At 70.6% G+C, this 26,676-nt stretch carries 24 protein-coding genes; 18 read left to right on the top strand and 6 right to left on the bottom strand.

The genetic code is table 11. The annotated features are described in order from the left end of the window. The first annotated feature begins 80 nt into the window (after positions 1-80). Positions 81-890 carry an NAD(P)H-dependent oxidoreductase gene (locus tag ACYSUO_RS00965; protein ID WP_461774029.1) on the top strand — a complete coding sequence of 270 codons (810 nt, stop codon included), beginning with the start codon at positions 81-83 and terminating at the stop codon, positions 888-890. Here ACYSUO_RS00965 and ACYSUO_RS00960 read toward each other — a convergent pair. After that, positions 865-1,206, bottom strand: a complete 342-nt coding sequence (locus ACYSUO_RS00960; RefSeq protein ID WP_461774028.1) for a VOC family protein — start codon at positions 1,204-1,206, stop codon at positions 865-867. The two genes, ACYSUO_RS00965 and ACYSUO_RS00960, sit on opposite strands and share 26 nt — an antisense overlap. A gap of 103 nt (positions 1,207-1,309) precedes the next feature. Beyond that, positions 1,310-2,086: an IclR family transcriptional regulator gene (locus tag ACYSUO_RS00955; RefSeq protein WP_461774027.1), complete on the bottom strand. Its 777-nt coding sequence runs from the start codon at positions 2,084-2,086 to the stop codon at positions 1,310-1,312. Positions 2,087-2,214: 128 nt separating this feature from the next. Here ACYSUO_RS00955 and hutH point away from each other — a divergent pair, with 128 nt between their 5' ends. The 8 genes from hutH (at position 2,215) to ACYSUO_RS00915 (ending at position 11,828) form a co-directional block, all read left to right on the top strand. Next, on the top strand, positions 2,215-3,750 hold the full coding sequence (gene hutH / locus ACYSUO_RS00950; RefSeq protein ID WP_426896377.1) for a histidine ammonia-lyase: 1,536 nt from the start codon (positions 2,215-2,217) through the stop codon (positions 3,748-3,750). A 136-nt stretch (positions 3,751-3,886) separates the two neighbouring features. Further along, positions 3,887-4,456, top strand: a complete 570-nt coding sequence (locus ACYSUO_RS00945) for a HutD/Ves family protein (protein WP_461774026.1) — start codon at positions 3,887-3,889, stop codon at positions 4,454-4,456. Between the two features lie 58 nt (positions 4,457-4,514). Further along, complete coding sequence (locus ACYSUO_RS00940; protein ID WP_461774357.1) at positions 4,515-5,375, top strand: alpha/beta fold hydrolase; 861 nt, start codon at positions 4,515-4,517, stop codon at positions 5,373-5,375. A gap of 83 nt (positions 5,376-5,458) precedes the next feature. Continuing rightward, positions 5,459-6,235: a histidine utilization repressor gene (gene hutC, locus ACYSUO_RS00935; RefSeq protein WP_461774025.1), complete on the top strand. Its 777-nt coding sequence runs from the start codon at positions 5,459-5,461 to the stop codon at positions 6,233-6,235. A 316-nt stretch (positions 6,236-6,551) separates the two neighbouring features. Then, positions 6,552-7,985: an amino acid permease gene (locus ACYSUO_RS00930; protein ID WP_461774024.1), complete on the top strand. Its 1,434-nt coding sequence runs from the start codon at positions 6,552-6,554 to the stop codon at positions 7,983-7,985. Positions 7,986-8,169: 184 nt separating this feature from the next. Beyond that, positions 8,170-9,120, top strand: coding sequence for an SDR family NAD(P)-dependent oxidoreductase (locus tag ACYSUO_RS00925; RefSeq protein ID WP_461774356.1), 951 nt, complete (start codon positions 8,170-8,172; stop codon positions 9,118-9,120). A gap of 191 nt (positions 9,121-9,311) precedes the next feature. After that, entirely contained in the window at positions 9,312-10,421 is a 1,110-nt protein-coding gene (locus ACYSUO_RS00920) for a phosphotransferase (protein ID WP_461774023.1), read from the top strand. Positions 10,422-10,469: 48 nt separating this feature from the next. Continuing rightward, complete coding sequence (locus ACYSUO_RS00915) at positions 10,470-11,828, top strand: aspartate aminotransferase family protein (protein WP_461774022.1); 1,359 nt, start codon at positions 10,470-10,472, stop codon at positions 11,826-11,828. On the opposite strand, the gene ACYSUO_RS00910 is transcribed toward ACYSUO_RS00915, so the two are convergent. Continuing rightward, positions 11,825-12,358 (bottom strand): HAD family hydrolase, encoded by a 534-nt coding sequence (locus ACYSUO_RS00910; RefSeq protein WP_461774021.1) that lies wholly within the window; start codon positions 12,356-12,358, stop codon positions 11,825-11,827. The two genes, ACYSUO_RS00915 and ACYSUO_RS00910, sit on opposite strands and share 4 nt — an antisense overlap. 107 nt (positions 12,359-12,465) lie before the next feature. Continuing rightward, positions 12,466-13,884, bottom strand: a complete 1,419-nt coding sequence (locus ACYSUO_RS00905; protein WP_461774355.1) for an FG-GAP-like repeat-containing protein — start codon at positions 13,882-13,884, stop codon at positions 12,466-12,468. A 531-nt stretch (positions 13,885-14,415) separates the two neighbouring features. Between ACYSUO_RS00905 and ACYSUO_RS00900 the strand changes: the two genes are divergently transcribed. The 5 genes from ACYSUO_RS00900 (at position 14,416) to ACYSUO_RS00880 (ending at position 18,291) form a co-directional block, all read left to right on the top strand. Next, on the top strand, positions 14,416-14,934 hold the full coding sequence (locus ACYSUO_RS00900) for a transglycosylase SLT domain-containing protein (RefSeq protein ID WP_461774020.1): 519 nt from the start codon (positions 14,416-14,418) through the stop codon (positions 14,932-14,934). Positions 14,935-14,990: 56 nt separating this feature from the next. Next, on the top strand, positions 14,991-16,139 hold the full coding sequence (locus ACYSUO_RS00895; RefSeq protein WP_461774019.1) for an LCP family protein: 1,149 nt from the start codon (positions 14,991-14,993) through the stop codon (positions 16,137-16,139). A 147-nt stretch (positions 16,140-16,286) separates the two neighbouring features. After that, entirely contained in the window at positions 16,287-17,036 is a 750-nt protein-coding gene (locus ACYSUO_RS00890) for an SDR family oxidoreductase (RefSeq protein WP_461774018.1), read from the top strand. A 19-nt stretch (positions 17,037-17,055) separates the two neighbouring features. Further along, on the top strand, positions 17,056-17,370 hold the full coding sequence (locus tag ACYSUO_RS00885) for a nuclear transport factor 2 family protein (RefSeq protein ID WP_461774017.1): 315 nt from the start codon (positions 17,056-17,058) through the stop codon (positions 17,368-17,370). 42 nt (positions 17,371-17,412) lie between these two features. After that, the gene (locus ACYSUO_RS00880; protein ID WP_461774016.1) at positions 17,413-18,291 is read left to right on the top strand and encodes a LysR family transcriptional regulator; all 879 of its coding nucleotides are present in this window, start codon (positions 17,413-17,415) and stop codon (positions 18,289-18,291) included. Between the two features lie 57 nt (positions 18,292-18,348). Here ACYSUO_RS00880 and ACYSUO_RS00875 read toward each other — a convergent pair whose 3' ends face one another. Beyond that, positions 18,349-19,827: a glycoside hydrolase family 43 protein gene (locus ACYSUO_RS00875; RefSeq protein ID WP_461774015.1), complete on the bottom strand. Its 1,479-nt coding sequence runs from the start codon at positions 19,825-19,827 to the stop codon at positions 18,349-18,351. 174 nt (positions 19,828-20,001) lie between these two features. Here ACYSUO_RS00875 and ACYSUO_RS00870 point away from each other — a divergent pair, with 174 nt between their 5' ends. Next, the gene (locus tag ACYSUO_RS00870; RefSeq protein ID WP_461774014.1) at positions 20,002-21,015 is read left to right on the top strand and encodes a LacI family DNA-binding transcriptional regulator; all 1,014 of its coding nucleotides are present in this window, start codon (positions 20,002-20,004) and stop codon (positions 21,013-21,015) included. 10 nt (positions 21,016-21,025) lie between these two features. Here ACYSUO_RS00870 and ACYSUO_RS00865 read toward each other — a convergent pair whose 3' ends face one another. After that, on the bottom strand, positions 21,026-21,910 hold the full coding sequence (locus ACYSUO_RS00865) for an SDR family oxidoreductase (RefSeq protein ID WP_461774013.1): 885 nt from the start codon (positions 21,908-21,910) through the stop codon (positions 21,026-21,028). 89 nt (positions 21,911-21,999) lie between these two features. On the opposite strand from ACYSUO_RS00865, the gene ACYSUO_RS00860 reads away from it, so the two are divergent. The 3 genes from ACYSUO_RS00860 to ACYSUO_RS00850 all read left to right on the top strand — a co-directional run bounded on the left by ACYSUO_RS00860 (position 22,000) and on the right by ACYSUO_RS00850 (position 26,629). Beyond that, the gene (locus tag ACYSUO_RS00860; RefSeq protein ID WP_461774012.1) at positions 22,000-22,728 is read left to right on the top strand and encodes a TetR/AcrR family transcriptional regulator; all 729 of its coding nucleotides are present in this window, start codon (positions 22,000-22,002) and stop codon (positions 22,726-22,728) included. 266 nt (positions 22,729-22,994) lie between these two features. Further along, positions 22,995-25,049: a phosphocholine-specific phospholipase C gene (locus ACYSUO_RS00855; protein WP_461774011.1), complete on the top strand. Its 2,055-nt coding sequence runs from the start codon at positions 22,995-22,997 to the stop codon at positions 25,047-25,049. 191 nt (positions 25,050-25,240) lie between these two features. Beyond that, on the top strand, positions 25,241-26,629 hold the full coding sequence (locus tag ACYSUO_RS00850) for a GntP family permease (protein ID WP_461774010.1): 1,389 nt from the start codon (positions 25,241-25,243) through the stop codon (positions 26,627-26,629). Positions 26,630-26,676: the final 47 nt, after the last annotated feature.

The raw sequence follows: 26,676 nt of genomic DNA, 5'->3' as shown, positions 1-26,676 counted from the left end.
CCCGCGATGGCCAGATTCTTTCGCCTCATGGCCGTCTGGCCACTGATGCCGTACGAGGGTGAGGGCGCACGCTCGAAGGCATGAACATCCTCTGGGTCTTCGCCCACCCCGAACAGCGCTCCCTCAACGGCTCCCTGATGACCGACGCACTCGGCACCCTCGACGGGCTCGGGCACGCCTACCAGGTGTCCGACCTCTACGCGATGAAGTGGAAGGCGGTCGTCGACGCCGACGACTTCGGCGGCGGGTCGTCCGACGGTGAGCGGCTGTTGGTCGGCGCCGAGCAGGAACGCGCGTACACCGCAGGAGAGTTGAGCCCCGACATCCGTGCCGAGATCGAGAAGCTGGCCTGGGCCGATGTCGTGGTCCTGCACTTCCCGCTGTGGTGGTTCGGGCCTCCGGCGATCCTCAAGGGATGGTTCGACCGGGTCCTGGTGCAGGGGCTCGGATTCGGTGTGAAGGCGCCGGACGGGCACACCCGCCGGTACGGCGACGGCGGTCTGGCCGGCAAACGGGCCCTGATCGTCACGTCGGTGGGGGCCCGGCCGTCCGGATTCGGGCCGCGCGGCATCCATGGGCAGCTGGACCAGGTGCTGTTCCCGCTGCTGCACGGCACGTTCTGGTACACGGGGATGGCGCCACTCCAGCCGTTCGTGACGTACGGCGCGGACCGGCAGGACCCGTCGGACTACGCCCGCACGTCCGCCGCACTCCGGGAGCGGCTGCGTACGCTGCCCGACGAGGAACCGCTGGCGTACCGGTCCGAGGCGGGCGGTGAGTACGACGAGGAACTCGTCCTGCGCCCCGAACTCGCGCCGGGCCGCGACGGCCTGGAGGTTCACCGGCGGGCGAACTCGGGAAGCGTCAGGCCGGTCCGCCGCCGAGGCTGATCTCGTTGCCGTCCGCGTCCCGGTAGATCACCTTGGTCACGCCGCCGTCGAACGTCTCGCGCTTCGTGGCCTCGATGCCGCGGTGGGCGAGCGCGTCGACCCGGGTGCCGAGGTCGTCGACGAACGACAGCACCAGGGCGTTCCCGGCTCGTTCGGGGTCCTCCACGATGTAGATGTAGCGGTTCTCGGCGACCTCCCACACCGCCTCGATGTCGTTCGGCAGGAACGACGGTTCGCCGCCGAAGAACCGCTCGTACCAGGGGAGCGCCGCGGCGTAGTCGGTGACAGGGATGCCGGCGAAGAGGTTCAGGGGCATGACGTTCTCCATACGGGGTCGAGGTCGCGACCGTGTTGGCCTGTCGTCTGTACTGACCGTGCCGGCGCCGGAAAGTCATCGCGACCGCGCAAGACGCCCCGCCCTACGTCGACGGCCCTCGCGTCGCCCCGCCCACCCGCCGCGTCAACTCCCGCGCCGTCTGCGCCACGTGCCCCGCTATGCGCCGCTGCTCCGCCTCGTCGACCGTCTCGTCGGGGAACGTCACCGCGATCCCGGCGATCGGGTGGGCATGGTGGTCGAGAACGGGTGCGGCCACCGAGGACAGGCCCGGGGTGACCTCGCCCTCCTCCGTCGCGTAACCGCGGCGCCGCGCCTGGGCGAGCAGGGTGCGCAGCGCGGTGAGCGTCGCAGGACCCGCCCCGTGCCGCTGCACGAACGCCGAACGGTCGGGGAACAGTGCCCGTACCTGCGCGGGCGGGAGGAGAGCGAGCACCGCACGCCCGCTCGCGGTCAGATGGGCGGGGAGCCGGACGCCGACCTCGCTGATCAGCGGCGGGCGGCCGGGGGCGCGCTCCTCGATGACGTAGATGACCTCGCGGCCGTGCAGCACGGCCAGGTTCGCGTTGTGGCCCGTGCGGTCGACGAGCGCGGCGAGCGGCGCCCGGGCCAGGCGCTGGAACGGGGCCTGGCGCTCGTAGCCCGAGGCGAGTTCGAAGGCGCTGACGCCGAGTCCGTACCGCCGTTCCTCCGGCAGATGGACCACGAAGCCGTCCGCCGCCAGGGTGTCGAGCAGGTGGTACGTCGTCGAGCGCGGCAGCCCCACGTCGCGGCTGATGGCGGCCGCGGGGACGGGCGCGGCCTGGCGGGCGAGATAGCGCAGGACCGCCAGAACCTGGGCGGCGGCCGGGACGATGCTCATGGGGCGAGCGTAGACCAGAGATGTCGCAAACCATCTGTCTGGGATCCCAGAACAAGTGTCTTGGATACCAGACACAAGACGTGTCGCACGACTCGCGAACCCCTGCCTGCCTGCGGCTTCATTGGTGCATGACCGTTGTTGTTGGTGTCGGCGCCCTCGCAGCCGACGAAGTTGTTTCCGTTGCCCGTCACGGCGCCCAGGTGAGCCTCGCCCCCGAGGCCCTCCAGGAGATCGCCCGCAGTCGCGAGGTCATCAAGGCCCTCGCCGACGACGTCAAGCCCCACTACGGCGTCTCCACGGGCTTCGGCGCTCTGGCCACCCGTCACATCCCCACCGAGCTGCGCGCCCAGCTCCAGCGCAGCCTCGTGCGTTCCCACGCGGCGGGTTCGGGACCGGAGGTCGAGCGCGAGGTCGTGCGCGCCCTCATGCTGCTGCGTCTCTCCACCCTCGCCACCGGCCGCACCGGCGTGCGCACCGAGACCGCCGAGGCATACGCCGCGCTCCTGAACGCCGGCATCACCCCGGTCGTCCACGAATACGGCTCCCTCGGCTGCTCCGGCGACCTGGCGCCCCTCGCGCACTGTGCGCTCGCCGTCATGGGCGAGGGCGTCGTGCGCACCGCCGACGGTGAGCAGAAGCCCGCCGCCGAGGCTCTTGCCGCCGCCGGCATCACCCCGGTCGTCCTGGAGGAGAAGGAGGGCCTCGCCCTCATCAACGGCACCGACGGCATGCTCGGCATGCTCGTCCTCGCCGCCCACGACCTGCGCCGCCTGCTGCGCACCGCCGACATCTCCGCCGCCATGAGCGTCGAGGGCCAGCTCGGCACCGACGCCGTGTTCGCCGCCGACCTCCAGGCCATGCGCCCGCACCCGGGCCAGGGCGACAGTGCGGGCAACCTGCGCTCCCTGCTCGCCGATTCGGCGATCATCGCCAGCCACGCGGGGCCCGACTGCACCTACGTGCAGGACGCCTACTCGCTGCGCTGCACGCCGCAGGTGCACGGCAGCGCCCGCGACACCCTCGGCCACGCCGAACTCGTCGCCTCCCGCGAGCTCGCCAGCGCCGTCGACAACCCGGTCGTCACCCTCGACGGCCGCGTCGAGAGCAACGGCAACTTCCACGGCGCACCCGTCGCCGCCGTGCTCGACTTCCTCGCGATCACCGTCGCCGACGTCGCCTCGATCTCCGAGCGCCGCACCGACCGCTTTCTCGACCCGGCCCGCAACCGCGGTCTGAACGCCTTCCTGGCCGACGACCCGGGCGTCGACTCCGGCCACATGATCGCCCAGTACACGCAGGCCGCGATCGTCTCCGAGCTCAAGCGGCTCGCCACCCCGGCCTCCGTCGACTCGATCCCCTCCAGCGCCATGCAGGAGGACCACGTGTCCATGGGCTGGTCGGCCGCCCGCAAGCTGCGCCGCGCCATCGACGGCCTCGGCCGCGTCCTCGCCGTCGAGCTCTACACCGCCGCCCGCGCCCTGGACCTGCGCGCCCCGCTGACCCCCGCCCCGGCCACCGCGGCCGTGCGCGACGGGCTGCGCAAGACCGTCGAGGGCCCCGGCACCGACCGCTGGCTCGCTCCCGAGATCGAGGAGGCCGTCCAGTACGTCGCCTCCGGCCGCGCCCTGGCCGCCGCCGAGTCGGTCACCGGTTCCCTGTCCTGACCCGGTCGCTCTCCCTCACGCCTCCGGGGTCCCGCGGGACCCCGGAGGCGTGACACCACCGCCACCCCGAGCGCCGCGTCCGCCGGGCTAGGCTCTGGCCCGGCCGCCCGTACGAAGACAAGGACAACTCACCTTCATGGCACCCCAGATCCTGCGCGCGCACGAACGCACCCCCGCCCCGTGGAAGAACGGCGGTGGTGTCACCACCGAGGTCCTGGCCCACCCCGAGGGTTCCGGTACGGAGGACTTCGCGTGGCGGATCAGCCTCGCCGATGTCGCGGGCAGCGGGCCCTTCTCCGCGTTCGAGGGCGTCGACCGGATCATCACCGTCGTCGAGGGCCCGGGCATGGCCCTCACCGTCGACGGCACGGAGCACGTCGTCGACACCCGCTTCGCGCCCTTCGCGTTCTCCGGCGACGCCACCACGGACTGCCGGCTCCTCGGCGGCCCCCTGGTCGACTTCAACGTCATGCTCCGCCGCACCGAGGCGAAGGGCGACGTACGCATCGAACGCGGCCCGACGCGGCTGGAACCCGCCCCCGGCACCCGTGTGTTGGCGCTCGTCCTGGACGGCACCGCGACCCTGCACCGGGACTCCGTCCACCTCGACCGCCTGGACGCGGTCCTGCTCCAGGACGACGAGGACCCGGCCGACATCACCGTCGACGGGGTGCTGGCGCTCGTCTCCCTCACCGACGTCCGCTGAGAGCTTTAACCTTTGGCGGAGCGTCAGCGGGATCGGTAGGTTCTCCGCGGTGACCTTGATGGAGACGCAGGGCCTCGCGACGATGACCGACGAGGCCCAACTGAGCTGGACAGCGCTGGGGGACAGGACCCGGCAGCCGCCGGTCGTCCTGCTGCACGGCGGCCCGGGTCTGCCGAACTATCTGGACGAGGTCGCCGCCATGCTCGGCGACCTCGCGCCCGTGTACCGGTACGACCAGCGGGGCACGGGCCGGTCCCCGTGGCGGGGGCGGCATTCGCTCGCCCGGCATGTCGACGATCTCGCCGAGCTGCTCGACACATGGGACGCGCCCCGGGCCGTGCTGATCGGGCACTCCTACGGCACCGATCTGGCGAGCCGGTTCTGCCTTGCGCACCCCGACCGGGTGGCCGGGATGCTGCTGATGTGCGGGCCGTTCGTGGGCGATTGGCGTACCGGCTACCGGGCTGAGCGAGGACGCCGGATGTCCGCGGCACAGCAGGCGCGGCGCCAGGCATTGCAAGAGGTGCCGGACCGCACGGAGGAGCAGGAGGTGGAGCTGCTCACGCTGTCCTGGTTCACCGACCACGCCGATCCCGAACGCGGGTGGGACCGGGCAGCCGAGGCCGCCCGGCGGCGTCGCCCCGTCAACTGGGCCATGAACGCCGAACTCGGCGCGGACGGACGCGCGGACCCGCTCGACGCGCGCCTCGACGAGCTCCGCGCGTGCCTGCCGACGCGAACGGAACTCCTCGGCGGCGCCGATGACCCCCGCCCCATTGAGGCCCTCGCAGCACTCGGCCTGCGGCTTGACCTCCCACTGACGCGGATCGAGGGCGCCGGGCACGAACCCTGGCTGGAGCGACCCGACGCCGTGCGCGCAGACCTTCGGCGATTCGTGCGTGGCGCGGTCGGAGGCTAGGGGGCGCCGGTCCCAGCCGGTCGCGCCCGCGCCGTCCCCATAGGATTCCCTGTAGTGAGCAGGAGCCGGTAGCGGGGGAGCGGATGGCGAGGACAGTGGGCGATGTGACGGTGGACCCGGCAGAGCTGGCCCGCTGGTACGAGGAGAGCGGGCGCAGCGCCGTGCCCGCGTACCAGCGCGTCAAGGAGCTCGTCGAGCGCCAGATCAGGGACGGCCACTGGCAGGAGGACGACGCCCTGCCCTCGGAGAGCCAGTTCGTCGACGCGCTCGGGCTGTCCCGGATGACCGTCAACCGCGCGCTGCGCGAGCTCGCCGCGGACGGGCTCATCCGGCGTGTCATGGGCGTCGGCAGCTTCGTCGCCGAGCGCAAGGCCAGCTCCGCGCTCCTGGAGGTCCACAACATCGCCGACGAGGTGCGAAGCCGCGGCCACCGCTACTCGGCCCGCGTGCTGTCCCTCGGCGAGGAGCAGGCCGACGAGCGGACCGGCGCGCACCTCGGCCTCGGCAAGGGACGGCCGGTCTTCCGCTCACAGGTCGTGCACTACGAGGACGGGGTGCCGCTCCAGCTGGAGGACCGCTACGTCAACCCGGCCTTCGCGCCCGGCTACCTGCAACAGGACTTCACGCTGCAAACACCGTTCGCGTTCCTGTCGAAGGTCGCGCCGCTCGGCCGTGGCGAGCACATCGTGGAGGCGGTCCTGGCCTCGCCGGACGAGGCCGCGATCCTCGACGTGGGCCCGGCCGAGCCGTGTCTGCTGATCCAGCGCCGCACCTGGTCGAGGGACGCCCTCGTGAGCATCGCGCGGCTGCTCCACCCCGGCACCCGCTACCGCCTCGAGGGCGCGTTCGCCACGCACTGACGCGGGCCCTTCCCACTGCGGACCTGGTGGGCAGGCGGGCACGGTACGCCCAGGTCAACAAGCTAAAATGGCGGCCTGCACCAGGCCTGGTCGGCCGGTGAGGCACGGCAGCACTCCAGGGCGCGTCCCATTGCGAGGGACGCGCCCGACGCGTGCCGGGGACCGCTCAAAGCTGTTCGTGCGCCCACTCTCCGGACTACCTCTTGACGCACCTGTATAGACAGGCATATACAGGCTGGCGTTCGCGTCATCGGGGCCCGGACCGCAGGTCCCGCAGTCCGTCCGCCGGCCCCACCCCGAAGAGGGAGACACTCGTTTGCGTACCGAAAAGGCCGGCCTGAGCCGTGGGCTCAACTCGCGGCACATCCGCTTCATCGCGCTCGGCTCCGCCATCGGCACGGGGCTGTTCTACGGCTCCTCCGAGTCCATACAGGCGGGCGGCCCGGCCGTCCTGCTCGCCTATCTGATCGGCGGCGCCGCCGTCTTCCTCGTCCTCAGGTCCCTGGGTGAGATGGCCGTGGCGTCGCCCACCGCCGGCTCCTTCGGCGAGTACGCGAACCGGCACCTCGGACCGCTGGCCGGTTTCCTCACCGGCTGGACGTACGCCTTCGAGATGGTCATCGTGGCCGTCGCCGACGTCACCGCCATCGGTGTCTACATGGGCTTCTGGTTCCCCGACGTGCCCCGCTGGATCTGGGTGCTGGCCGCCGTCGTCATCGTCGGCGCGCTCAACCTCGTCAGCGTCAAGGTCTTCGGCGAGCTGGAGTTCTGGCTCTCCCTCGTGAAGATCGTCGCCATCGTCGCGATGATCCTCGTCGGCATCGCGGTCATCGCCTTCGGCCTCGGTACCGGCCACGTCCACGTCGGCCTGGACAACCTCTGGAGCCACGGAGGCTTCTTCGCGGGCGGCATCGACGGCTTCGTGATCTCCTTCGCCATCGTCATGTTCGCCTTCGGCGGCACCGAGATCATCGGTGTCACGGCGGGCGAGGCGCAGTCCCCGGAGAAGACGATCCCGGGCGCGGTCAACTCCATCCCGCTGCGCATCATCCTGTTCTACGTCCTGACCCTCGCCGTGATCATGTCGATCACCCCCTGGCAGCAGATCGACGACTCGGGCAGCCCGTTCGTGCAGATCTTCGCCGGGGTCGGCCTCAAGTCCGCGGCCGCCGTCCTCAACGTGGTCGTCCTGACCGCCGCCCTGTCGGCCATCAACAGCGACATCTTCGCCGCGGGACGCACGATGTACGGTCTCGCCGAGCGCGGCCACGGGCCCGCCGCCATGCGCCGCACGACCGGCAACGGCGTGCCGTGGGTGACCACCCTCGTCATGATCGGCGCCCTGCTCTTCGGCGTCGTGATGAACGCCGTCGTGCCCGGCGAGATCTTCCTGATCATCTCCTCGATCGCCACGTTCGCCACCGTCTTCGTCTGGGTGATGATCATGCTCACCCACATGAAGGCCCGCGGCTCGATGTCGGCCGAGGAGTCCGCGGCCCTGAAGTTCCCGGCCCCGTTCTGGCCCTACGGCCAGATCATCACGCTCCTGTTCATGGTCGCCGTGCTGGTCCTCCTCGGCTTCCACGAGAGCACGCGCGTGGCGCTGGAGGTCGGCGCGGTCTGGCTGGCGCTGCTCACGGTGGTCTACGTCCTGTGGGTGCGCCGGCGGACCGGTACGGGCCCGCAGTCCGCACCGGCCGGGGCGGAGGCCGGTGCGAACTCGGAGGAGCGGGCCGAGATCGCGGGCTGACCTGCCGGGAACTCCTGCGGCCCGGACCGCGACGTCGACCGTGCACCTGCCGTGCAACTGACGTCGCAGTCCGGGCCGCAGTGTGTCGGAGACCTGTCGGCGATATGTCGGTGGCGCACGTCATTCTGGGCACATGAGTGCTTCCCATGAGCACGCCGCCCAGGACCGCAAGGAGCCCGACACCGTGTCTTCCGCATCCCAGCACCGACCGTGGGACGTTCACCGGCTGCCCTCCGCCGCGGGCAGCACCTTCCTGGTCACCGGGGGCAACGCCGGCATCGGCTACTTCACCTCGGAGCAGCTCGCCGCCACCGGCGCCCATGTGGTCCTCGGCAGTCGGGACCGCGCCAAGGCCGACGCCGCCATGGCCTCGATCCGCTCGCGCGTCCCCGGCGCGCACGTGAGCCACCTTCCCCTGGACCTCGCCGATCTGACGTCCCTGAAGGCGGCGGTGGGCAGGCTGGAGCTCGACCGTCTCGACGCGGTGGTGCACAACGCCGGGGTCGCACTCGACGACCCGCCCCGCCGGGAGACCGGCGACGGCCACGAGCTCATGTTCGCCACCAACCACCTCGGCCACTTCGCACTGACCCAGTGGCTGGCTCCCCTGCTCTCCGCAGCGCTTGCGGGCCGCGTCGTGACGGTGGGAAGCTTCGCGGCGCGCTCCGAGCGGCTGGACCTCGGCGATCTGCAATCGACGCACGAATACCGGCCCAAGCGCACCTACGGCCGCTCCAAGCTCGCGCAGATGTCTTTCGGCTTCGAACTCGACCGCCGGCTGCGTGCCATCAACAGCACGGTGCTCAGCGTGGTGGCCCACCCCGGCGGAGCACTGGACTCCCTCACACCGTCCCGTCCGCCGGTCTCCGTGACCACGCCCGGTCAGCGGTTGCGCGCCCTGCCCGCGGCGCTCCTGGTGCAGGGCAAGGAGGCCGGAGCACGGCCCGTCGTACGTGCCGTCCTCGACCCGGAGGTGCGGGGAGGGCAACTGTGGGGGCCGCGGGTCTTCGGACTGCGCGGCACACCGCGATGTGAGCCCGTCCCCGCGCACATGGCCGACGCGGACGTGGCCGCTCGCCTGTGGGCCGCCAGTGGCGAGTTGACCGGCACCGATCCGGACCTGGGCTTCCGGTAGGCGCGGAGCCGCGAGCCAGGCCTGTCCCAAGGAGGTTGCCGGGCATCAGGTTTTGGCGGGGTCATGTCGGCGTATTCCTTCGAGGAGCACGAGGAGTACGAGGAGTACGAGGAGCACGGAGGAGCGCACCCACGTCGAGTACGTCGTTACGGACATCACCGGTGACCGGCGCGCCGGGGGAGGACGGTGGCATGACGGACGCTGTTGCCCGGCAGGTCGAGGGCGTGGGGCCTGGCGTGACGCTCGGCCAACTCGGCCTCGGGAGCGGGCGGCTGGCCGCCCCCCACGCGGTCATGGACGAGGCCGACGCGATCGCCCTGGCCCGCACGCGGTGGTCCCTGGATGCCGTCGTGGCCACCCGGCTGGCGACCGAGAAGGACGACACGTTCCGGCTCGACATCTCAGGCGGCGGCCGGTTCGTCGTCAAGGTCTCCCACCCGGACGAGGACGACGACGAAGTCGCTTTCGAGACCGAGCTGATGCGGCACGTGCACGCGTCCGGGTACGGGGTGCCGGTACCCGAGCTGCTGCCCTCGGACGGCGGCCGCCTGCTCGAACCGGTGAGGGACACGGCCGGTCGACACCGCCTGGCACGCGTCATGACCCACGCCGTGGGCACACCGCTCGACACGGCCGGGACGACGTCCGCGCCGGAACGCGAACGCGTGGGGGAGATGCTGGCCCAACTCCGGCACGCCACCGCCGACTTCCGGCACCCGGCCGACGGCAGGGTGTGCGCCTGGGACGTCCGCCACCTCCCGGCGCTGCACCCACTGCTCGACGAAGTCCCGGACACCGGGCAACGCCGGGCGCTGACCCAGGGGTTGGCCCGCTACCTGGACGTGGTCGTGCCCCAACTGCCGTTCCTTCGCTACCAGGTGCTGCACAACGACTTCAGCACGTCCAACCTCCTCGTCGACCACGACACCGCCGAATTCGTCACCGGTGTCATCGACTTCGGCGACGCCGTGCACACCGCGATCGCGGTGGATGTCGCCACCGCACTGCTCAACCAACTGTCACGGGACGCCTCGTCGCGACCGGTGCCGGACCTGTTCGCCGAGGCCCGCGACGTACTGCGCGGATACCTGCGCTCGGCCGACCTCACCGAGGCCGAACTGGCGCTGCTCCCGCACCTCGTCATGGGCCGGGTGGTCGCCCGGGCGCTGATCACGCTGCACCGCGCGTCGCTGATCCCCGGGAACACCACGTACATCCTGCGCAACACCGCGCCGGGATGGGGCCAGTTGGCGTGGTTCCTCGACCGTACGCCCGACGAGATCTCCTCGACGTTCCTCTGACCGAGCAGCCGGCGGACGACCGGCCCGACGCCCACCCCAAGGACGAGCATGAGCACCCCTGAGACCAGGACCAAGGCCCGCGGCAAGATGAACAACGCGTTCGACCCGGACGCGGCGCAGGGACTGTCCCCGTCCTCACGCCAACTGATCGAACGCCGCGGGAAGTTGCTGGGACCCGCCTATCGCCTCTTCTACCAGCAACCACTGCACATCGTGCGCGGCAAGGGCTGTCGGCTCTGGGACGACGAGGGGAACGAGTACCTCGACGCGTACAACAACGTGGTCTCCGTCGGCCACGCCCACCCGCACGTCGTCGAGGCCGTGCACCAGCAGATGCAGACGCTGTGCACCCACACCCGCTACCTCCAGGAAGGCGTCCTGGACTACGCCGAGGACCTGCTGGCCTCCCTCACCGGGCCGGTCGCGGACGGCCACGCGATGTTCACCTGCACCGGCTCGGAGGCCAACGACCTCGCGCTGCGCATCGCCAAGTACCGCACCGGCAACCAGGGCGTCATCATCACCTCCGAGGCGTACCACGGCAATTCCGACCAGGTGGCGGGTATCTCGCCGGCCATGGGGGAGAACGCCGTCCTGGGCACCTGGGTTCGCCGCGTACCGACCCCGGACTCGTACCGCATCCCTCGGGAGGGCATGGCGGAATGGTTCGCCGACCACGTGCGCGAGCAGATACGCGAGCTTGAGCGCCACGGGGTGGGCGTGGCCGCGTTCGTCGTCGACTCCCTGTTCAGCTCCGACGGCCTGTACGCCCAGCCGACGGACCTCCTCGGCCCGGCCGTCAAGGCGGTGCAGGAGGCAGGTGGGCTGTTCATCGCCGACGAGGTGCAGTGCGGGTTCGCGCGCTCGGGGGAGCGGATGTGGGGTTACCAGCGCCACGACGTGCACCCCGACATCGTCACGATGGGCAAGCCCATGGGCAACGGCTACCCCGTCGCGGGCCTCGCCGTCACCCACGACGCCGTCGCCGAATTCGGCCACGACATGCGGTACTTCAACACCTTCGGCGGCAATACGGTGGCCATCGCCGCGGCCCAGGCGACCTTCGACGTCATCCGTGACGAGAACCTGCTCGACAACTCCCGCAGGGTAGGCGAGGTCCTCCGCGCGGGCCTCGACGACCTGAGCGCCCGCCACCCGACCATCGGCGACGTCCGCGGGGCGGGCCTGTACGCGGGCGTGGAACTCGTCACCGACCGCGACACCAGAACCCCGGACCCGAACCTGACCACCGCGGTGGTCAACGGCCTCCGCGAACGCAGGGTCCTGATCTCCGCGACCGGAACGCACGGCAACGTCCTGAAGATCCGCCCACCCCTGGTCTTCGACACGAACGACGCGGACCGCCTGCTGAGCGTGCTGGACGAGGTCCTCGGCGCGAGGCATTAACGACAGAGCTGCAGGAGTTCGGTCAGGGACGCGATGGAGGGAACGTCCGGATCGGCGGGCGTGTCACGTGCGGCGGTGGCGTGGTGGTACATGCGGGGGTCCGACTTGTTGCAGCCGAGGACGGCTGAGATCGCGTACGCCTCGAAGTACCGGTCGATGCCGAGTCCGGCGTGGAGGTCGGGCAATCCGGGCCAGGCGTCCGACACCACGGCCATCCGAACACGGACGGGGGGCACTTCGCGACCCAAGTCGGCCAGAAGCCGCGAGGTCGGCTCCACGCCGAGGTGGTGGAGCATCAGACGGTGGTAATCGTCGTAGTCGGGCGTCGACGACGAGGCGGCGAAGAAGTGGTCGCCCGCGCTGATGGCCGCGGCGAACTGCTCCGGCGTGATCGAGGGGGCGTGGGCCAGGACGGTCTGCTCGAAGTCCGCTCGCGGGTTCCAGCGGCCACCGATCGGCTGCATGAGTACGCCGCCGGAGTCGAAGAGCACGGCCTGGAGTGTGTCGGGAGACGCTGGTGGTGTCGTCACCCGCCCAGTCTTGTGAGCGGGTGACCGCTGGTCCACCGTTTTGAGCGCGACATCAAGCGGCCGGACCGACCAAGGCCCGGGGACAACGCCCCCGAGCCCTCGTGACGTCAGTGGCGCGTCGTCGCGCCCAGGGACGAGCCGAAGCGGGCCTTGGCCGTCGGGTGGTCCAAGTCCTCCGGGGTGAAGAGGATCGAGCCCTTGCCGGTCGGGCCGTCCGCCGAGCCGGGGATGACGCTGACCGCGCCGGTCCCGAGGTACTTGCCGGGGGCGCCGACGGTGAGGTCGGCCGTGCCGTCCGCGTCGTAGTCGCCTGCGGCCACCGCCGAGCCGAAGAGGTCGTTGCCCTCGCTGGAGCCGGTCACGCCGGGCGTGGCCAGGGTGATGGTGTGCGCGCCCTGCGCGTCGAGGCCGGAATCGGCGCCGGGCACGACCGTCACCGCCCCCGCGTTGTTGAACCCGTCCGGGTCGGTGGCCGTGGTGTCGGCGGTGACGAGGTCGGCGTGGCCGTCGCCGTCGAGGTCGGCGAGGACGCCGGCCCGGCCGGGCTGCGCCTCACCCTCGTACGCGACACCCTCGCCCATCCCCGAAGCGGTGCCCGGGAACATGCGCATGAGGAAGTCGTCCGGACCGTCCGAGAAACCGGTGTCCACGACGATGTCGTCCTTGCCGTCGCCGGTGACGTCACCGGCGACGATGCTGTAGCCCGCGAACGGCAGGCCGGTCTTGCCCAGAGTCGTGCCGGTGAGGCCCCTGGCAGACCCGGCCAGGACGCCGAGGGTGCCCTCGTCCGCCGCGTCGTCGACGTAGGCGACGGTGGCGAGGTCGGTGTAGCCGTCGCCGTTGACGTCGGCCGCCGCGATCTGGCCGGTTCCTGCGCCGCCGCCGGGCGGGGTGAGCGCCTTGATGGCCGGCTTCGGGGTGTCACGGAGATGGGCGGCCCCCTTCACCACGTGCACCTTCGTCCCGGCCGCGACCGCGATGTCGGCTCGGCCGTCGTGGTCGAAGTCGCCGACGGCCAGCTTGTCGCCGAAGGCCTGGCGGGCCGTCGGGGTCGGGGCGTGGAAGGCGATCGCGTCCGCGCTCAGCCCGCCCTTCGCGCCGAAGACGACGGTGACCGAACCCGCTCCCTTGACGGAGCCGATGGCCTCCCCGCCTGCTCCGATGACCAGATCCGCGTACGCGTCGCCGTCCACGTCCCCGACGGCCGTCGCCGAACCGAACCGGTCGCCCGCCTCCGGGGTGCCGGGGATGCCCGCGGTGCGCTGGGTGATGCCCTTGTGGCGGGTGGTGCGTACGCCCTGTGCGGTGCCGTACGCCACCGAGACGTAGCCGGCCTTCGCGAACCCGGCGATCGTCCCCTCCGGCGCCCCGACCGCGAGGTCGCCGAAGCCGTCGCCGTCGAAGTCACCCGCGGGGGAGGCCTCGGCCCGGGGCTCGGCCTGCGCCTGCGCGGGCCCCACCAGCAGCACGCCTCCCGTCACCGCCAGCGCCGTCGCGCACGCCGCGAGCATCCGTTGCCGTCTCATGCCGTTCACACACACTCCCGGTTGTCCTGTCGCTGAGCTGCCGGTGCGCGGGGATTTCCGGAGGGATTCCCGAGCGGATTCATCGGGGAATCCGGCGCATCGACATCACAGCAGACCTCTGGGGCAGGTGACCGGTTGCCCACGCCGGGGTGGAGGAGATGTGAACGGCCGGGAATCGCTCTTCCGGCGAAGCCGGTCAAACCCCTCGCGGGCCCCTCGCGGACCCCTCCGGCTGTGAGCCCACCCATATGAGCCACGGCACATGCTAGGCGCGGTAGTAGCCGCCGCCGACCGGGTGAGTGGCCGCCCGCCGTCCCGTCCGGAGCCTGTCCGAAGTGCCCGATCCGCCAGTTCTGCGTACCCGGGTAGTACGTCACATCTTTGCGTCCCGCCGTCGCGCGCCGCTAACCCTGACTGAGTCCCGAGTAGCCGGGACCGGCCGGAAGCGTCCGGAAAGCACCGGCACCGGCCATCCGCACACGACGCACCGTGTGCCGTCCCCACCCCGTAGAACCGTTGGAGAGCACCCTCATGCAGTTTGTCCAGACGCCGGTGAACGCCGACCGCACCGCCCGTACGCGCAAGATCTCCGTCTCCGGCATCGCCGCGGCGGGCGCGATCGCCGCCGCGCTCACCCTGGTGCCCACGCAGGCGCACGCCGCCGAGCACACCGGCACGGCCGCCAAGACCGCCACGACCACGAAGGCCGCGGCGTCCGCCAAGACCTACCCCGACAACCTCGACGGCTGGATCCGTGAGTCCCTCGACATCATGAAGTCCAAGGGCATCCCCGGCACGTACGAGGGCCTGCACCGCAACATCATGCGCGAGTCCTCCGGCAACCCGAACGCCGAGAACGGCTGGGACGTCAACGCCCAGAACGGCACCCCGTCCAAGGGCCTGCTCCAGGTGATCCAGCCCACCTTCGACACGTACCACGTCGCGGGCACGGCGAACGACCTGACGGACCCGGTCGCGAACATCACCGCGGCCGCCAACTACGCCGCCGACCGCTACGGCTCCATCGACAACGTCGACTCGGCGTACTGAGCCGCCCTCCGGCGAGCAGCGAGCAGTACGTAGCACTGAGCAGTTAGGAAGCCCCCATGCCGCACGAGAGCGGGAACGAACACCGGGCGCACCCGGCCGATGAGCCCGCGGCGCCCGCGGTGCCCGCGTACGGCCCCGCCCGGTTGCGCCGCTCCAAGCACCGCAAGCGCAAGCGCGCCCTGCGCTGGATCGCGGGCGGCGCGCTGGGCCTGACCCTGGTCGGTGGCGGCGGCGTGGCCTACGCCTGGCAGCACCTCAACGGCAACATCAAGGGCACGGACGTGGACGCCGCCCTCGGCTCCGACCGGCCCGACGAACAGCGCGACGGCGCGATGAACATCCTCCTGCTCGGCTCCGACTCCCGGGCGGGAACCCACGGCGAGTACGGCAGCGGTGTCATGGGCGCCCGCGCGGACACGGCGATGGTCCTGCACGTCGACAAGACCCACAAGAAGGCTTCGGTCGTCAGCATCCCGCGTGACACCGAGGTCGACCGCCCCACCTGCAAGACCTCGCACGGAGACGTCCAGGCGGAGCACAAGGCCGTGTTCAACTCCTCGTACGCGCTGGGCGGGCCCGCCTGCACCGTGAAGACGGTCGAGAAGATGTCGGGCGTCCGCATGGACCACTACCTGGAAGTCGACTTCAAGGGCTTCCAGAAGATGATCGACGAGCTCGGCGGCGTCGACATCACCACCCGCAACGCCATCCACGACAGCAACAGCGGCCTTTCCCTGGACTCCGGAAAGCACCGCCTGAAGGGCAAGGACGCTCTCGCGCTCGTCCGCACCCGGCACGGCGTGGGCGACGGCAGCGACCTCGGCCGCATCCAGCTCCAGCAGGCGTTCATCAAGGCGCTGATCCACCGCGCCGACACGGTCGACCCGCTGGGCAGCCCGAGCAAGTCCTACGCCCTCGCCGACACGGCGACCAAGACCATCAGCGCGGACTCCGAGCTGGCGTCCGCCGACAAACTCCTCGGCCTCGCCAAGGAGCTGAAGGGCATCAGCCCCGACCGCACCACCATGGTCACCCTGCCGGTCACCTACGACACGCAGGACGCGAGCCGCGTCCTCCCCCTGCAAAAGGCCTCGCACACTGTGTGGAAGGCCCTGCGCCACGACCAGCCGGTCCCGAAGAAGGCGACAAAGGGCTCGGTGGGCGACCGGACCGATTCACCGGTGGTGTCGGGCGCGGGGGCCTGACCTGCGGCCATCGACGATGCCTGTGGGGTGACTCAAAGCTTCTGTTACCCCACGCCCGGATTGTCCTCCTAGCCTCGGTCGTGAGACGTGAACGGGCCGGTCCGTGAACCGGCCGGTCACCGGCAAGGACGCGAGGGAGTGATGAGCATGAGCGAGGACACGCTACGCGACAAGGTCGCGGTCATCGGCGGGGGAGAGAAGAACCTGGGCGGGCTGACCAGCAGGACCTTCGCCGAGGCGGGAGCGAAGGTGGTCGTCCACTTCCACACCTCCGAGGACGACGCCGAGCAGACAGTGAAGGCGATCCGGGAGGCCGGCGGGCAGGCGGTCGCCGTCCAGGGCGACCTGACGAAAGTCGCGGACGTGCGACGCCTCTTCGATGTCGCGGTCGACACCTATGGCGGGGTCGACATCGCCGTGAACACCACTGGAATGGTGCTGCGCAAGCCGATCCTGGAGACTACTGAGGACGAGTACGACCGCATGTTCGGCATCAACGCCAAGGCGGCCTACTTCTTCATCCAGGAGGCCGGGCGGCGGCTGAACGACCACGGGAAAATCATCAGCCTGGGCACGTCGCTGCTGGCCGCGTACACCGACGGCTACTCGACGTACGCCGGCGGCAAGGCGCCCCTGGAGCACTTCACCCGGGCGGCGTCCAAGGAGTTCGCCGATCGGTCCATCTCGGTGAACACGGTGGCTCCCGGCCCGATGGACACCCCGTTCTTCTACCCGCAGGAGACCCCGGAGCGCGTCGCCTTCCACAAGTCGCAGGCGATGGGCAATCAGCTCACCCACATCGAGGACATCGTCCCGCTCGTCACCTTCTTGGCCACGTCGGGCCGGTGGATCACAGGACAGACCTTGTTCGCCAACGGCGGCTACACCACCCGCTGAACCATCCCAGGAGGTAGCGATGTCTGCTCGACCGACGGACCCGGCGGTGGCCGCGTTCATCGCCGCGGTGAACGCCGGCGACAAGGGCGCGTTCTTCGACGTGCTGACCGACGACGCCACGATGTCCGACGACGGTACGGAGCGCGACCTGGCCGCATGGGTCGACCGCGAGATCTTCTCGGCCGACGGGCACATGGACGTCGACGCCGTGTCGGACGACGGCAGGACCCTGACGGTTGTCTATACGAACAGCACGTGGGGCAGCATGCGCACGCGGTGGACCTTCACCGTGACCGACGGCCGGGTCAGCCGTTTCGAGACGGGCCAGGCCTGACGCGTCCGCGCGGTCGATCCCGTCATGGCGTAGGACAGTGACATGGCCCTGGACCTGAACAAGCTCGAGCACCTCGTCGCTGTCGTGGAGGAGGGCAGTGTGACCCGCGCCGCCGCCCGACTGCACCTGTCGCAGCAGGCACTGTCGACGTCCATCCGCGTTCTCGAACGCGAGGTGGGAGTGCCCCTGTTGGAACGCGGCAGCTCCGGCATCACCGTGCTGCCCGCCGGACAGGCGCTCGTCGAGGATGCCCGCGTACTGAACGGCGTGGCGCGCACCGCCCTGCGCCGCGCCCGGTACATCGGGCGCGGTGACACCGCACCGCTGCGCATCGGATACACCCCGGCGGTGACCGGCGAGGAGGTCGTCACCCTGCTCGCCCCGCTGACCGACGCGCACCCGGACGTCGTCCCCGAGGTGCACCAGCGCTACCCCGACGAGTTGGCGGCCGCACTGCTCGCCGGCGACCTCGACCTCGGGCTGTGCCGCGGTATGGCGCCCGAGCACGGACTGACCCGCACCACCCTGGGGCGGCAGCGGCTGCACATCGCCGTCGCCGCCGACCACCCCCTCGCCGGCCGAACCACCGTGGCCCTGCCGGACCTCGAGGACGAGCGCTTCATGGTGTGGGGAACACCCGGCCGGTCCGGTTACACCGACCTGCTCATCGCCCACTGCCGCCACGCCGGGTTCGACCCGCACGTCGAGCGCACCGACCGGCAGGGCACCCCGCCGGTCACCGCGGTCATCGGCACCGGCCGGCTCGCCTTCGTGACCTCACCACCTGGTGACGTCGCGGGCGGCAGGGCGCGCGTCATCGCCCTCGAACCCCCGGTCCACGCGCCGCTCCACGCGCTGTATCCGGGCAACGCGACGTGCCCGAGCCGCGACCTGTTCCTCACCTGCGCGACCGTCCCGTAACCGTCGCCCCGGCCCCGGTGAGCCGGAACCGGGGCGACGGGGAACGCCGTATGGGCCTCAGTCCGTGTAGACCTCCGCCCGGTCCACGCTCACGAACGCGCCGGAGGAGGACGCGTTCTTGTCGCCCGTCACCCGGACCCGCACCGTGTGCGGTCCGTTCGTGAGGCGTGGGCTGAGGTACTGGAGGGTCTCGCCGGTGCGGATCGCGCCGTAGAAGTCGACGCGCTGCTCGGGGCCGTCGTCGACGCTGATCGCGGCGATGCCGTTCCCCGTGTCCTTGACGGACAGCAGGGCGATCCGGGTGCCGGTGAAGGAGTACGTCGCGGTGTTGCCCGCCTTGTCGCTCCAGTGGTCGTCGCTCCAGAAGCACTGCGCCGCGCAGCCCGTACCGGAGTTCCACGTGCCGGTGTACTTGACGGAGCCGGATCCGCTGGAGCGGCCGTCGTCGTTGATCCAGTGGTTGCCCGATCCGGGGTCGCCTGAGGGCAGGTTCTGGGTGGAGCCCATGGCGAGCGGCGTGCCGAGGTTCGGACTGCCGTCGGCGTTCCAACTGATCTTCTGGGCGCGGGTCGTGCGGTTGCTGTAGGTGTTCGTCGACGTGGTCTTGGCGTGGTAGATCAGCCAGTCCTCCTTGCCGTCCGGGGACTTGAAGAAGGCGTGGTGGCCGGGGCCGAACACGCCGCGGTCGTCGGCGCGCTTGAAGACCGGTCCGTCGTGCTGCTTCCAGTTGCCGGGCACGAGCGGGTCGGCGCCGTCCGCCAGCGACATCATCCATACCTGGTAGTCGGGCTTGCCCGTGTCGCAGGTCGAATACGTCATCCACGTACGGCCGTTGCGGTTGAGGAACTCCGGGCCCTCGCGGACCTCGGGGCAGCCGCCGTCGCCGTCGATGGCGACCGCGTCGCCCGAGACGGTGTACGGGTTGGACATCGGCGCGATGTTGAGGCCGTTGTGCTGGTACGGGTTGAGGCCGCTGTACGCGAGGTAGAGCTTGCCGTTGTGCTGGAGGATGCCCGGGTCGATCGCGAAGTCGTTCGCGTGGTTGGGCGGCGTGAGCTTCGCCTTGAAGTGGTACGGGCCGGTCGGGTCGTCGCCCTCCGACTCCAGTACGTAGAGGCGGTGGTGCTCGTCCGTGCCGTCGTCAGCCGTGTAGTACATGTACCAGTGCCCGCCGGAGCGGTAGAACTCCGGCGCCCAGATGTGCTGGTTGCGCGAGGTGTCGCTGTCCGTCCACACCGTCTTCGGGTCGGCGTCGAGCAGCGTGGCCAGGGAGGGCGAGCTCCACATCTTGATGCTGTCGCCCTGGGTGGTGGTGAGGTGGTAGGCCCCGTTCGCGTAGGACAGGAACGGGTCCGGACCGGTGTTGAGCGGATTGCGGAAGGTGCTCGATGCGGCCGCGGCCGATGCCGACTTCCGCGCGGAGGCCGGCGCGGGCTTCTCCTCGGGGGCCTGCGTCGCGCTGACCAGGCCGGCGAACAGCGCGATTAACGCGGCGGCCAGACCGGCGACCAGAGCGGCACGGTGTCGTGCGCGCATGAGCTTCTCCTTACATCGATGTAAGTCCCAGGGCTTCAGGACGGTAGGGAAGGGGCAGAGGCGTGTCAACGCGGCGGATGGGACGGCGAGTCGGCCACCGACGGCGAGTGAGCGACGGGGGCGGCCGGGTGGATACGCTCACCGCCGGCGGACGGAGTCGAAGGGGTGAGCGGCGTGGCGGGCAGGCCCAGGATCAAGGACGTGGCGGAGTACGCGGGCGTCTCGCCCAAGACCGTCTCCAACGTGATCAACAACTTCGAGTATCTGTCGGACCGGACCCGCGAGGCCGTCAAAGAGGCGATCGACGCGCTCGGTTACCGGGTCAACATCGCGGGCCGGCAGCTGCGCCAGGGCCGCACCGGCATGATCACCCTGGCCGTGCCCGAGCTCGACGTCGCGTACTTCGCCGAACTGGCCGGGCTCGTCATGGCGGAGGCCGACCGGCGCGGCCGGACCGTGCTGCTGCACCGGACGAACGGCGTGCGCGAGCGTGAACTGGCCGCGCTGCACGGCTTCGACGCCCAGTTCACCGACGGTGTCATCCTCAGTCCGCTCGCGCTGCACCCGCGTGACCTGGCCAGCCGCGACCGGGGCCTCCCCGTGGTGCTGCTCGGCGAGCGGCCCGCCGAGGGCGGCGCGGACCATGTCGCCATCGACAACGTGGCGGCGGCGCGCGAGGCCACCGCACACCTGCTGTCGCGGGGCCGGCGTCGTATCGCTGTTGTCGGTGGCAGGGTGCGCGGCCGGCAGGGCACGGACCGGCTGCGCACCGACGGCTATCGCGAGGCGCTGAAGGAGGCCGGGGTTCCCTTCGACGGCGACCTCGTGATCCCGGTGGACGCCTTCCAGTGGCGGGACGGCGCGCGGGCCGCGACCGCGCTCCTCGATACGGATCCGCGCCCGGACGCCCTGGTCTGCCTCAACGACCACCTCGCTCTGGGTGCGCTACGGGCCCTGCACGAGCGGCGCGTGAGTGTCCCGGGGAGCCTCGACGTGGTCGGCTTCGACGACATCGAGGCGTCGCGCTTCAGCGTGCCGAGCCTGACGACGGTGGCCCCGGACAAGCAGGAGATCGCCCGCGCCGCGGTGGCGCTCCTGCTCGATCGCATCGACGATCCGGGCGGGGCCCCGCCACGGGATCATGTCGTCGGCCACGAGCTCATCGTGCGGGAGAGCAGCGGGAGTTGAGCCCCTCACGTCATCGTCCCGGGACCTCCTCGACCTCCTCGGCCCAGGAGTCCTCCAGCAGGGCGCGGAAGCCGGCGGGCTCACGGCCGATCAGTTCGGCGAGCGTCGGGTCGACGGCGCTGAACTCGGCGTGGCGTGCCGCCGCGAAGATGCTCAGCATCAGGTCGGCCATCGGGTCGGGCACACCATGCGCCACGGCCTGCTCGCGGAAGGTGTCGTCGGGGACGACGGTGCGGGTGAAGGGCCGCCCGGCGGCGTGGGCCGCGAGTTCGGCCACGGCGTCGAAGTCCAGCGCCGCAGGACCGGTGAGCGGCGGGGTGGGCCCCTCGAAGCGGCCCTCGTCGGTGAGGATCGCGGCGGTGGCCTCGGCGAGGTCGTCGTGGCCGGTCCAGGCCACGGGGCCGTCCGCGGGCAGGGCTATGTCGCCGCTGTGGCGCGAGGGCTCCAGGAACTGCAGGGCGCTGGCGGCGTAGAAGCCGTTGCGCAGCGCGGTCCACGGCAGGCCGGTGGCGCGCAGCAGGTCCTCGGTCCGTGCGTGGTCGCGGCACGGCTGGAAGTGCGAGTCGTGGGCGGCGCCCATCTGGCTGGTGTAGAGGATGCGGCCGACGCCGGCCTTCACCGCCGCGTCGATGGCGGTGCGGTGGCCCGCGACGCACTCCTCGCCGGTGCGGTCCAGGGAGACGAGGAGCAGCTGCTCGGCGTCCTCGAAGGCGTGCACGAGTGAGGCGGGGTCGTCGAAGCTGCCCTGCCGTACACGGACTCCGCGGTCGGCGAGGTCCTGGGCCTTTTGGGTGTCGCGGACGCTGACGCCGACACGCTCGGCGGGGACGCGCTCCAGCAGGCGTTCGACGACGCGACGGCCGAGCTTTCCGGTGGCTCCGGTCACGATGATCACGGGGTTCTCCCTACCGTGTTTCCAGTGGAATCACTGCAACGGTAACACTGGAATTAACGGTGGAAGCAATATCCCGGTATCATCGATACATGCCTACCCGTGACACCGCAGACAGCCCCCGCAGCCGCATCGTCGAAGCGGCCGTCGAGCTGCTGGAGAGCGGGGGACCGGACGCGGTCAGCACCCGCGCGGTCGCCGCCGCCGCCGGGCTCCAGCCGCCGGCGATCTACCGGCTCTTCGGCGACAAGGAGGGACTCCTGGAGGCGGTCGCCGAGCACGGCTACGCGCAGTTCCTGGAGAGCAAGCGCGCCCAGCTCGATCCCGCGCCGGAGGATCCGGTGGAGGAGCTGCGCCGGGGCTGGGACATGGTGGTGGAGTTCGGTGTCTCGCGCCCCGAGCTCTTCGCGGTGATGAACAGGGCCACCGGCCGGGAGGCGGACGTGGCACACCACGCGGGTCTGGAGATCCTTCATGGCCGGGTGCGCCGGCTCGCTGCGTCGGGATGGCTGCGGGTCGACGAGGAGTTGGCGGCGCAGATCATCCAGGCCACCGGCCAGGGCGCCGTCATCACCTGGCAGGCCACTCCGGCACAGCGCCGCGACCCGGCGCTGCTGACCGTGCTCCGCGAGTCGATGATCGCCGCCATCACCCGGGTCGAACCCGCCTTCTCCGCCGCGGAGTCCGGCCCCGCCCCGGCGGCCCGGGCGCTGCGCGCCGCGCTGCCCGACAAGGTTGATGTCCTCAGCGAGGCCGAGCAGGGCCTGCTGCGGGAGTGGCTCACCCGCTTGGCGACGGACGGTGGCAGGCGGCAGGCCTGAACCTGAGTCAGTGGGTTGACCCCGCGTCGGTGGATCGTCGGATGTTGGGGAGCGTGGATCGGCCGGTAATGGGCATGTGATCGCCTGGTGCAGTGTCTTGATCATGTGTGTCGATTCGCGTAAGAACGAGTTCGACTTGCTGTCTCCGAACTGTCGGTCGGCGGTGACCTAATGAGTGCTGTGCTGCCCGTGCTCCCTGCACAACAGCCTCTGGGCACAACAGCTCTGACGCGTCACCACTGAAGAAACAGGAGAACCCCCCACACATGACCGAACTCAACCGGCGTCGCTTCCTGCAGATCGCCGGAGCCACCGCCGCTCTCACGGCGCTGAACGGCTCCATCGACCGCGCCGCCGCCATCCCCGCCGCCCGCCGCAGCGGCACCGTCCAGGACGTCGAGCACATCGTGGTGCTCATGCAGGAGAACCGGTCCTTCGACCACTACTTCGGCACCCTGAAGGGCGTCCGCGGGTTCGGTGACCCGCGTCCGGTCACCCTGCCGAGCGGCAAGCCGGTCTGGCACCAGTCCAGCGCCGGCAAGGAGACCCTGCCGTACCACCCGGACGCGGACGACCTCGGCATGCAGTTCATCGCCGGGCTCGACCACGACTGGGCCGGTGGCCACAGCGCCTTCGCCAACGGCAAGTACGACAACTGGATCGCCGCCAAGAGCACCGGCACGATGGCGTACCTGACACGGGAGGACATCCCCTTCCACCACGCGCTCGCCGACCGGTTCACGGTCTGCGACGACTACCACTGCTCGTTCATGGGCGCGACCGACCCCAACCGCTACTACATGCTGAGCGGCTACGTCGGCAACGACGGCACGGGCGGCGGCCCCGTCCTCGGCAACGAGGAGGCGGGCTACGGCTGGACGACGTACGCCGAGCGCCTGGAGAAGGCCGGTGTCTCCTGGAAGGTCTACCAGGACATCGGCGACGGCCTCGACGCCGACGGCGGCTGGGGCTGGATAGACGACGCCTACCGAGGCAACTACGGGGACAACTCGCTCCTCTACTTCAACAACTTCCGCAACGCCAAGCCCGGCGACCCGCTCTACGACAAGGCGCGCACCGGCACGAACGCCAAGGCGGGGGACGGCTACTTCGACCTCCTCAAGGCCGACGTGAAGGCCGGCAAGCTGCCGCAGATCTCCTGGATCGCCGCTCCCGAGGCGTTCTGCGAGCACCCCAACTGGCCCGCGAACTACGGCGCCTGGTACATCTCCCAGGTCATCGACGCCCTCACCTCGAACCCCGAGGTGTGGAGCAAGACCGCCCTGTTCGTCACGTACGACGAGAACGACGGCTACTTCGACCACGTCGTGCCGCCCTACCCGCCGGCGTCCGCGGACCAGGGCCTGTCCACCGTCGACACCGGGCTCGACTACTACCCCGGTGGAACGCGTGCCGCCGGCCCCTACGGTCTTGGCCAGCGCGTCCCCATGATCGTCGTGTCGCCCTGGTCCACCGGCGGCTATGTGTGCTCCGAGACCTTCGACCACACGTCGATCCTGCGGTTCATGGAGAGACGATTCGGGGTGAAGGAGACCAACATCTCGCCCTGGCGCCGCGCCATTTGCGGCGACCTCACCTCGGCCTTCGACTTCTCGATGAAGGTGACCGACCCGGCGCAGCTGCCCGACACCTCCGGCTACACCCCGCCGGACCGCGACCGCCACCCCAGCTACGTACCGAAGCCGCCCGCACAGGGCGCGTTGCCCCGCCAGGAGGCAGGGTCGCGACCCACCCGACCGCTCGCCTACGCCCCGTATGTCGACGGCGCGGCCGACGTCGCGACCGGCAAGTACCGGCTCACCCTCAGCGGCGGCGACCGGGCCGGTGCCGCCTTCCAGGTGCGCTCGCTCAGCCGCGGCGACGGCCCCTGGACGTACACGGCCGAGGCCGGGAAGTCGATCGCGGACAGCTGGAACTCGACCTACTCCGAGGGCCGTTACGACCTCACCGCGCACGGCCCGAACGGCTTCCTGCGCGCCTTCCAGGGCGACAACAAGACCGCGGGCCCCGAGGTGACCGCGCGCCACGACGCGGGCACGGGCAACCTCGCCCTCACCCTGACGAACCCGACGTCCGCGGCCGTCCGACTCACCGTCACCAACGCGTACGGCGGCGGCGTCCAGACGTACTCCGTGCCCGCAGGCGGCACGGTCCGGCAGACCGTCGACCTGAAGAGCACCCGTCGCTGGTACGACCTGACGGTGCGCGCCGAGGGCGTCACCGGCTGGCTGCGCCGGCTGGCCGGGCACGTGGAGAACGGGACACCGTCGGTGAGCGACCCGGGTATCGCGACTGTTTGAGCTGAGGACGGCGGACCGCACTGCCGACGCCGTGCGGTCCGCCGTCCGACAAATCTGTCTCGCACGGGCCTGACCAGCCCTGCACGAACGCCATAAGGGCACCTGATACCCCCCTCGCGGATTCCTGCCTTCCGCCACCGTGATCACCGTGTTTCCCTCACATGTACTCACGACGTGGTGAGAGGAACCCCGTGACAGCTCTGCATACCGCGATAGCCATCCTCGTGGTTGTCCTACTGATTCTGGTGCCCAAGGTCGAACCGGTGATCGCCCTGGTCATCGGCTCGCTCTACCTCGGTATCGCGACCGGCCTCGGTTTCGAGGGCACCATCAACACGATCGTCGACGGCTTCGGCGACATCATGGCCGAGGTGGGGCTGCTGATCGGCTTCGGCGTGCTGCTCGGCTCGCTGCTGAACTCCATGGGGGCGCTGCAGAAACTGGTCGAGAAGCTGATGCGCATCCTCGGCCCGGGCAAGCTTCCCTACGCGCTCGCCGGAGCCCTCAGCGCCGTCTTCCCGTCGATCTACGTGGACGTCCAACTCGTCCTCGCCGCCCCGCTGGCCAAGTCGGCCGCGCCGCGCATGGGACGGTACGGCCTGCCCATGATGGGCGGCGCGTTGAGCGCGGGCATCCTGGTCGGCTACGTGTTCGTGGTGCCCGGCCTCGGCACCCTCGCGGTCGCCGGTCTGCTGCATGTGCCGCTCAGCACGATGCTGGTGTACGGCTTCGTCCTCGGCCCGCTCGCGGCGCTGCTGACCACGTTCCTCTACGGTCGGTTGCTGCGCCACGGCCTGTGGAACGCGGACACCGACGAAGTGCCCGACAGCGATGACGTGCGGGATGAACCGGCCGATGTCACCGCCGCCGTACCCGCTGCCGCCGCCGCGACCGAGGGCGAACACTCCGGCGCCCGCCGCCCGTTGCCGCCGCTTTACCTCTCGCTGCTGCCGATCGTCGTCCCGCTGCTGCTCATCGCCACCGGCGCCATCGCCGACGCCGCGGGCGTGGAGTCCGATCTGCTCGCCTTCCTCGGCAACCCGGCGTTCGCCCTGTTCGCAGGGCTGGTCGGCGCGTACGCCCTGGCGAAGCGGGTGCTCAGCAACGAGCGGGTGGACCAGGCGGTGACCGAGGGCTTCCACAGCACCGGGCAGATCCTGCTCGTCACCGGCGTGGGCGGATCGCTCGGGGCCGTCATCGGCAAGACCGGCCTCGACAAGGTGCTCTCCGGGATCTTCTCCGCCGACGCGGGCATGTCCACGGTGGTGACGATCCTGCTGGTGTGGCTGGTGGCGGCGCTGCTGCACCTGGCCATCGGGTCCATCGGTGTCGCCGCCATCGCGGCCGCCGGGATCATCGCCCCGATCATGGGCGACCTCGCCGTGCCGCCCGCGGTTCTGGCCCTGGCGATCGGTTCGGGCTCGCTCTTCGCCCTCCAGGTCAACAGCAACTTCTTCTGGATGTTCCAACCGCTCCTCGGAGTGACCACCCGGGGCGCGCTCAAGGCACTCACCTTCGTGACCGCGATGGCATCGGTCGTCTCGCTGGTGCTGGTCATCGCAGTGAGCTTCGTTGTGTGAGACCCACCCACCCGGCCCCGGCAGCAAGCCCGAGAGAACCCCGAGAG

The sequence above is a fragment of the Streptomyces sp. UC4497 genome (genome assembly GCF_054871485.1).
This window is presented reverse-complemented; position numbering and strand designations above follow the sequence as displayed.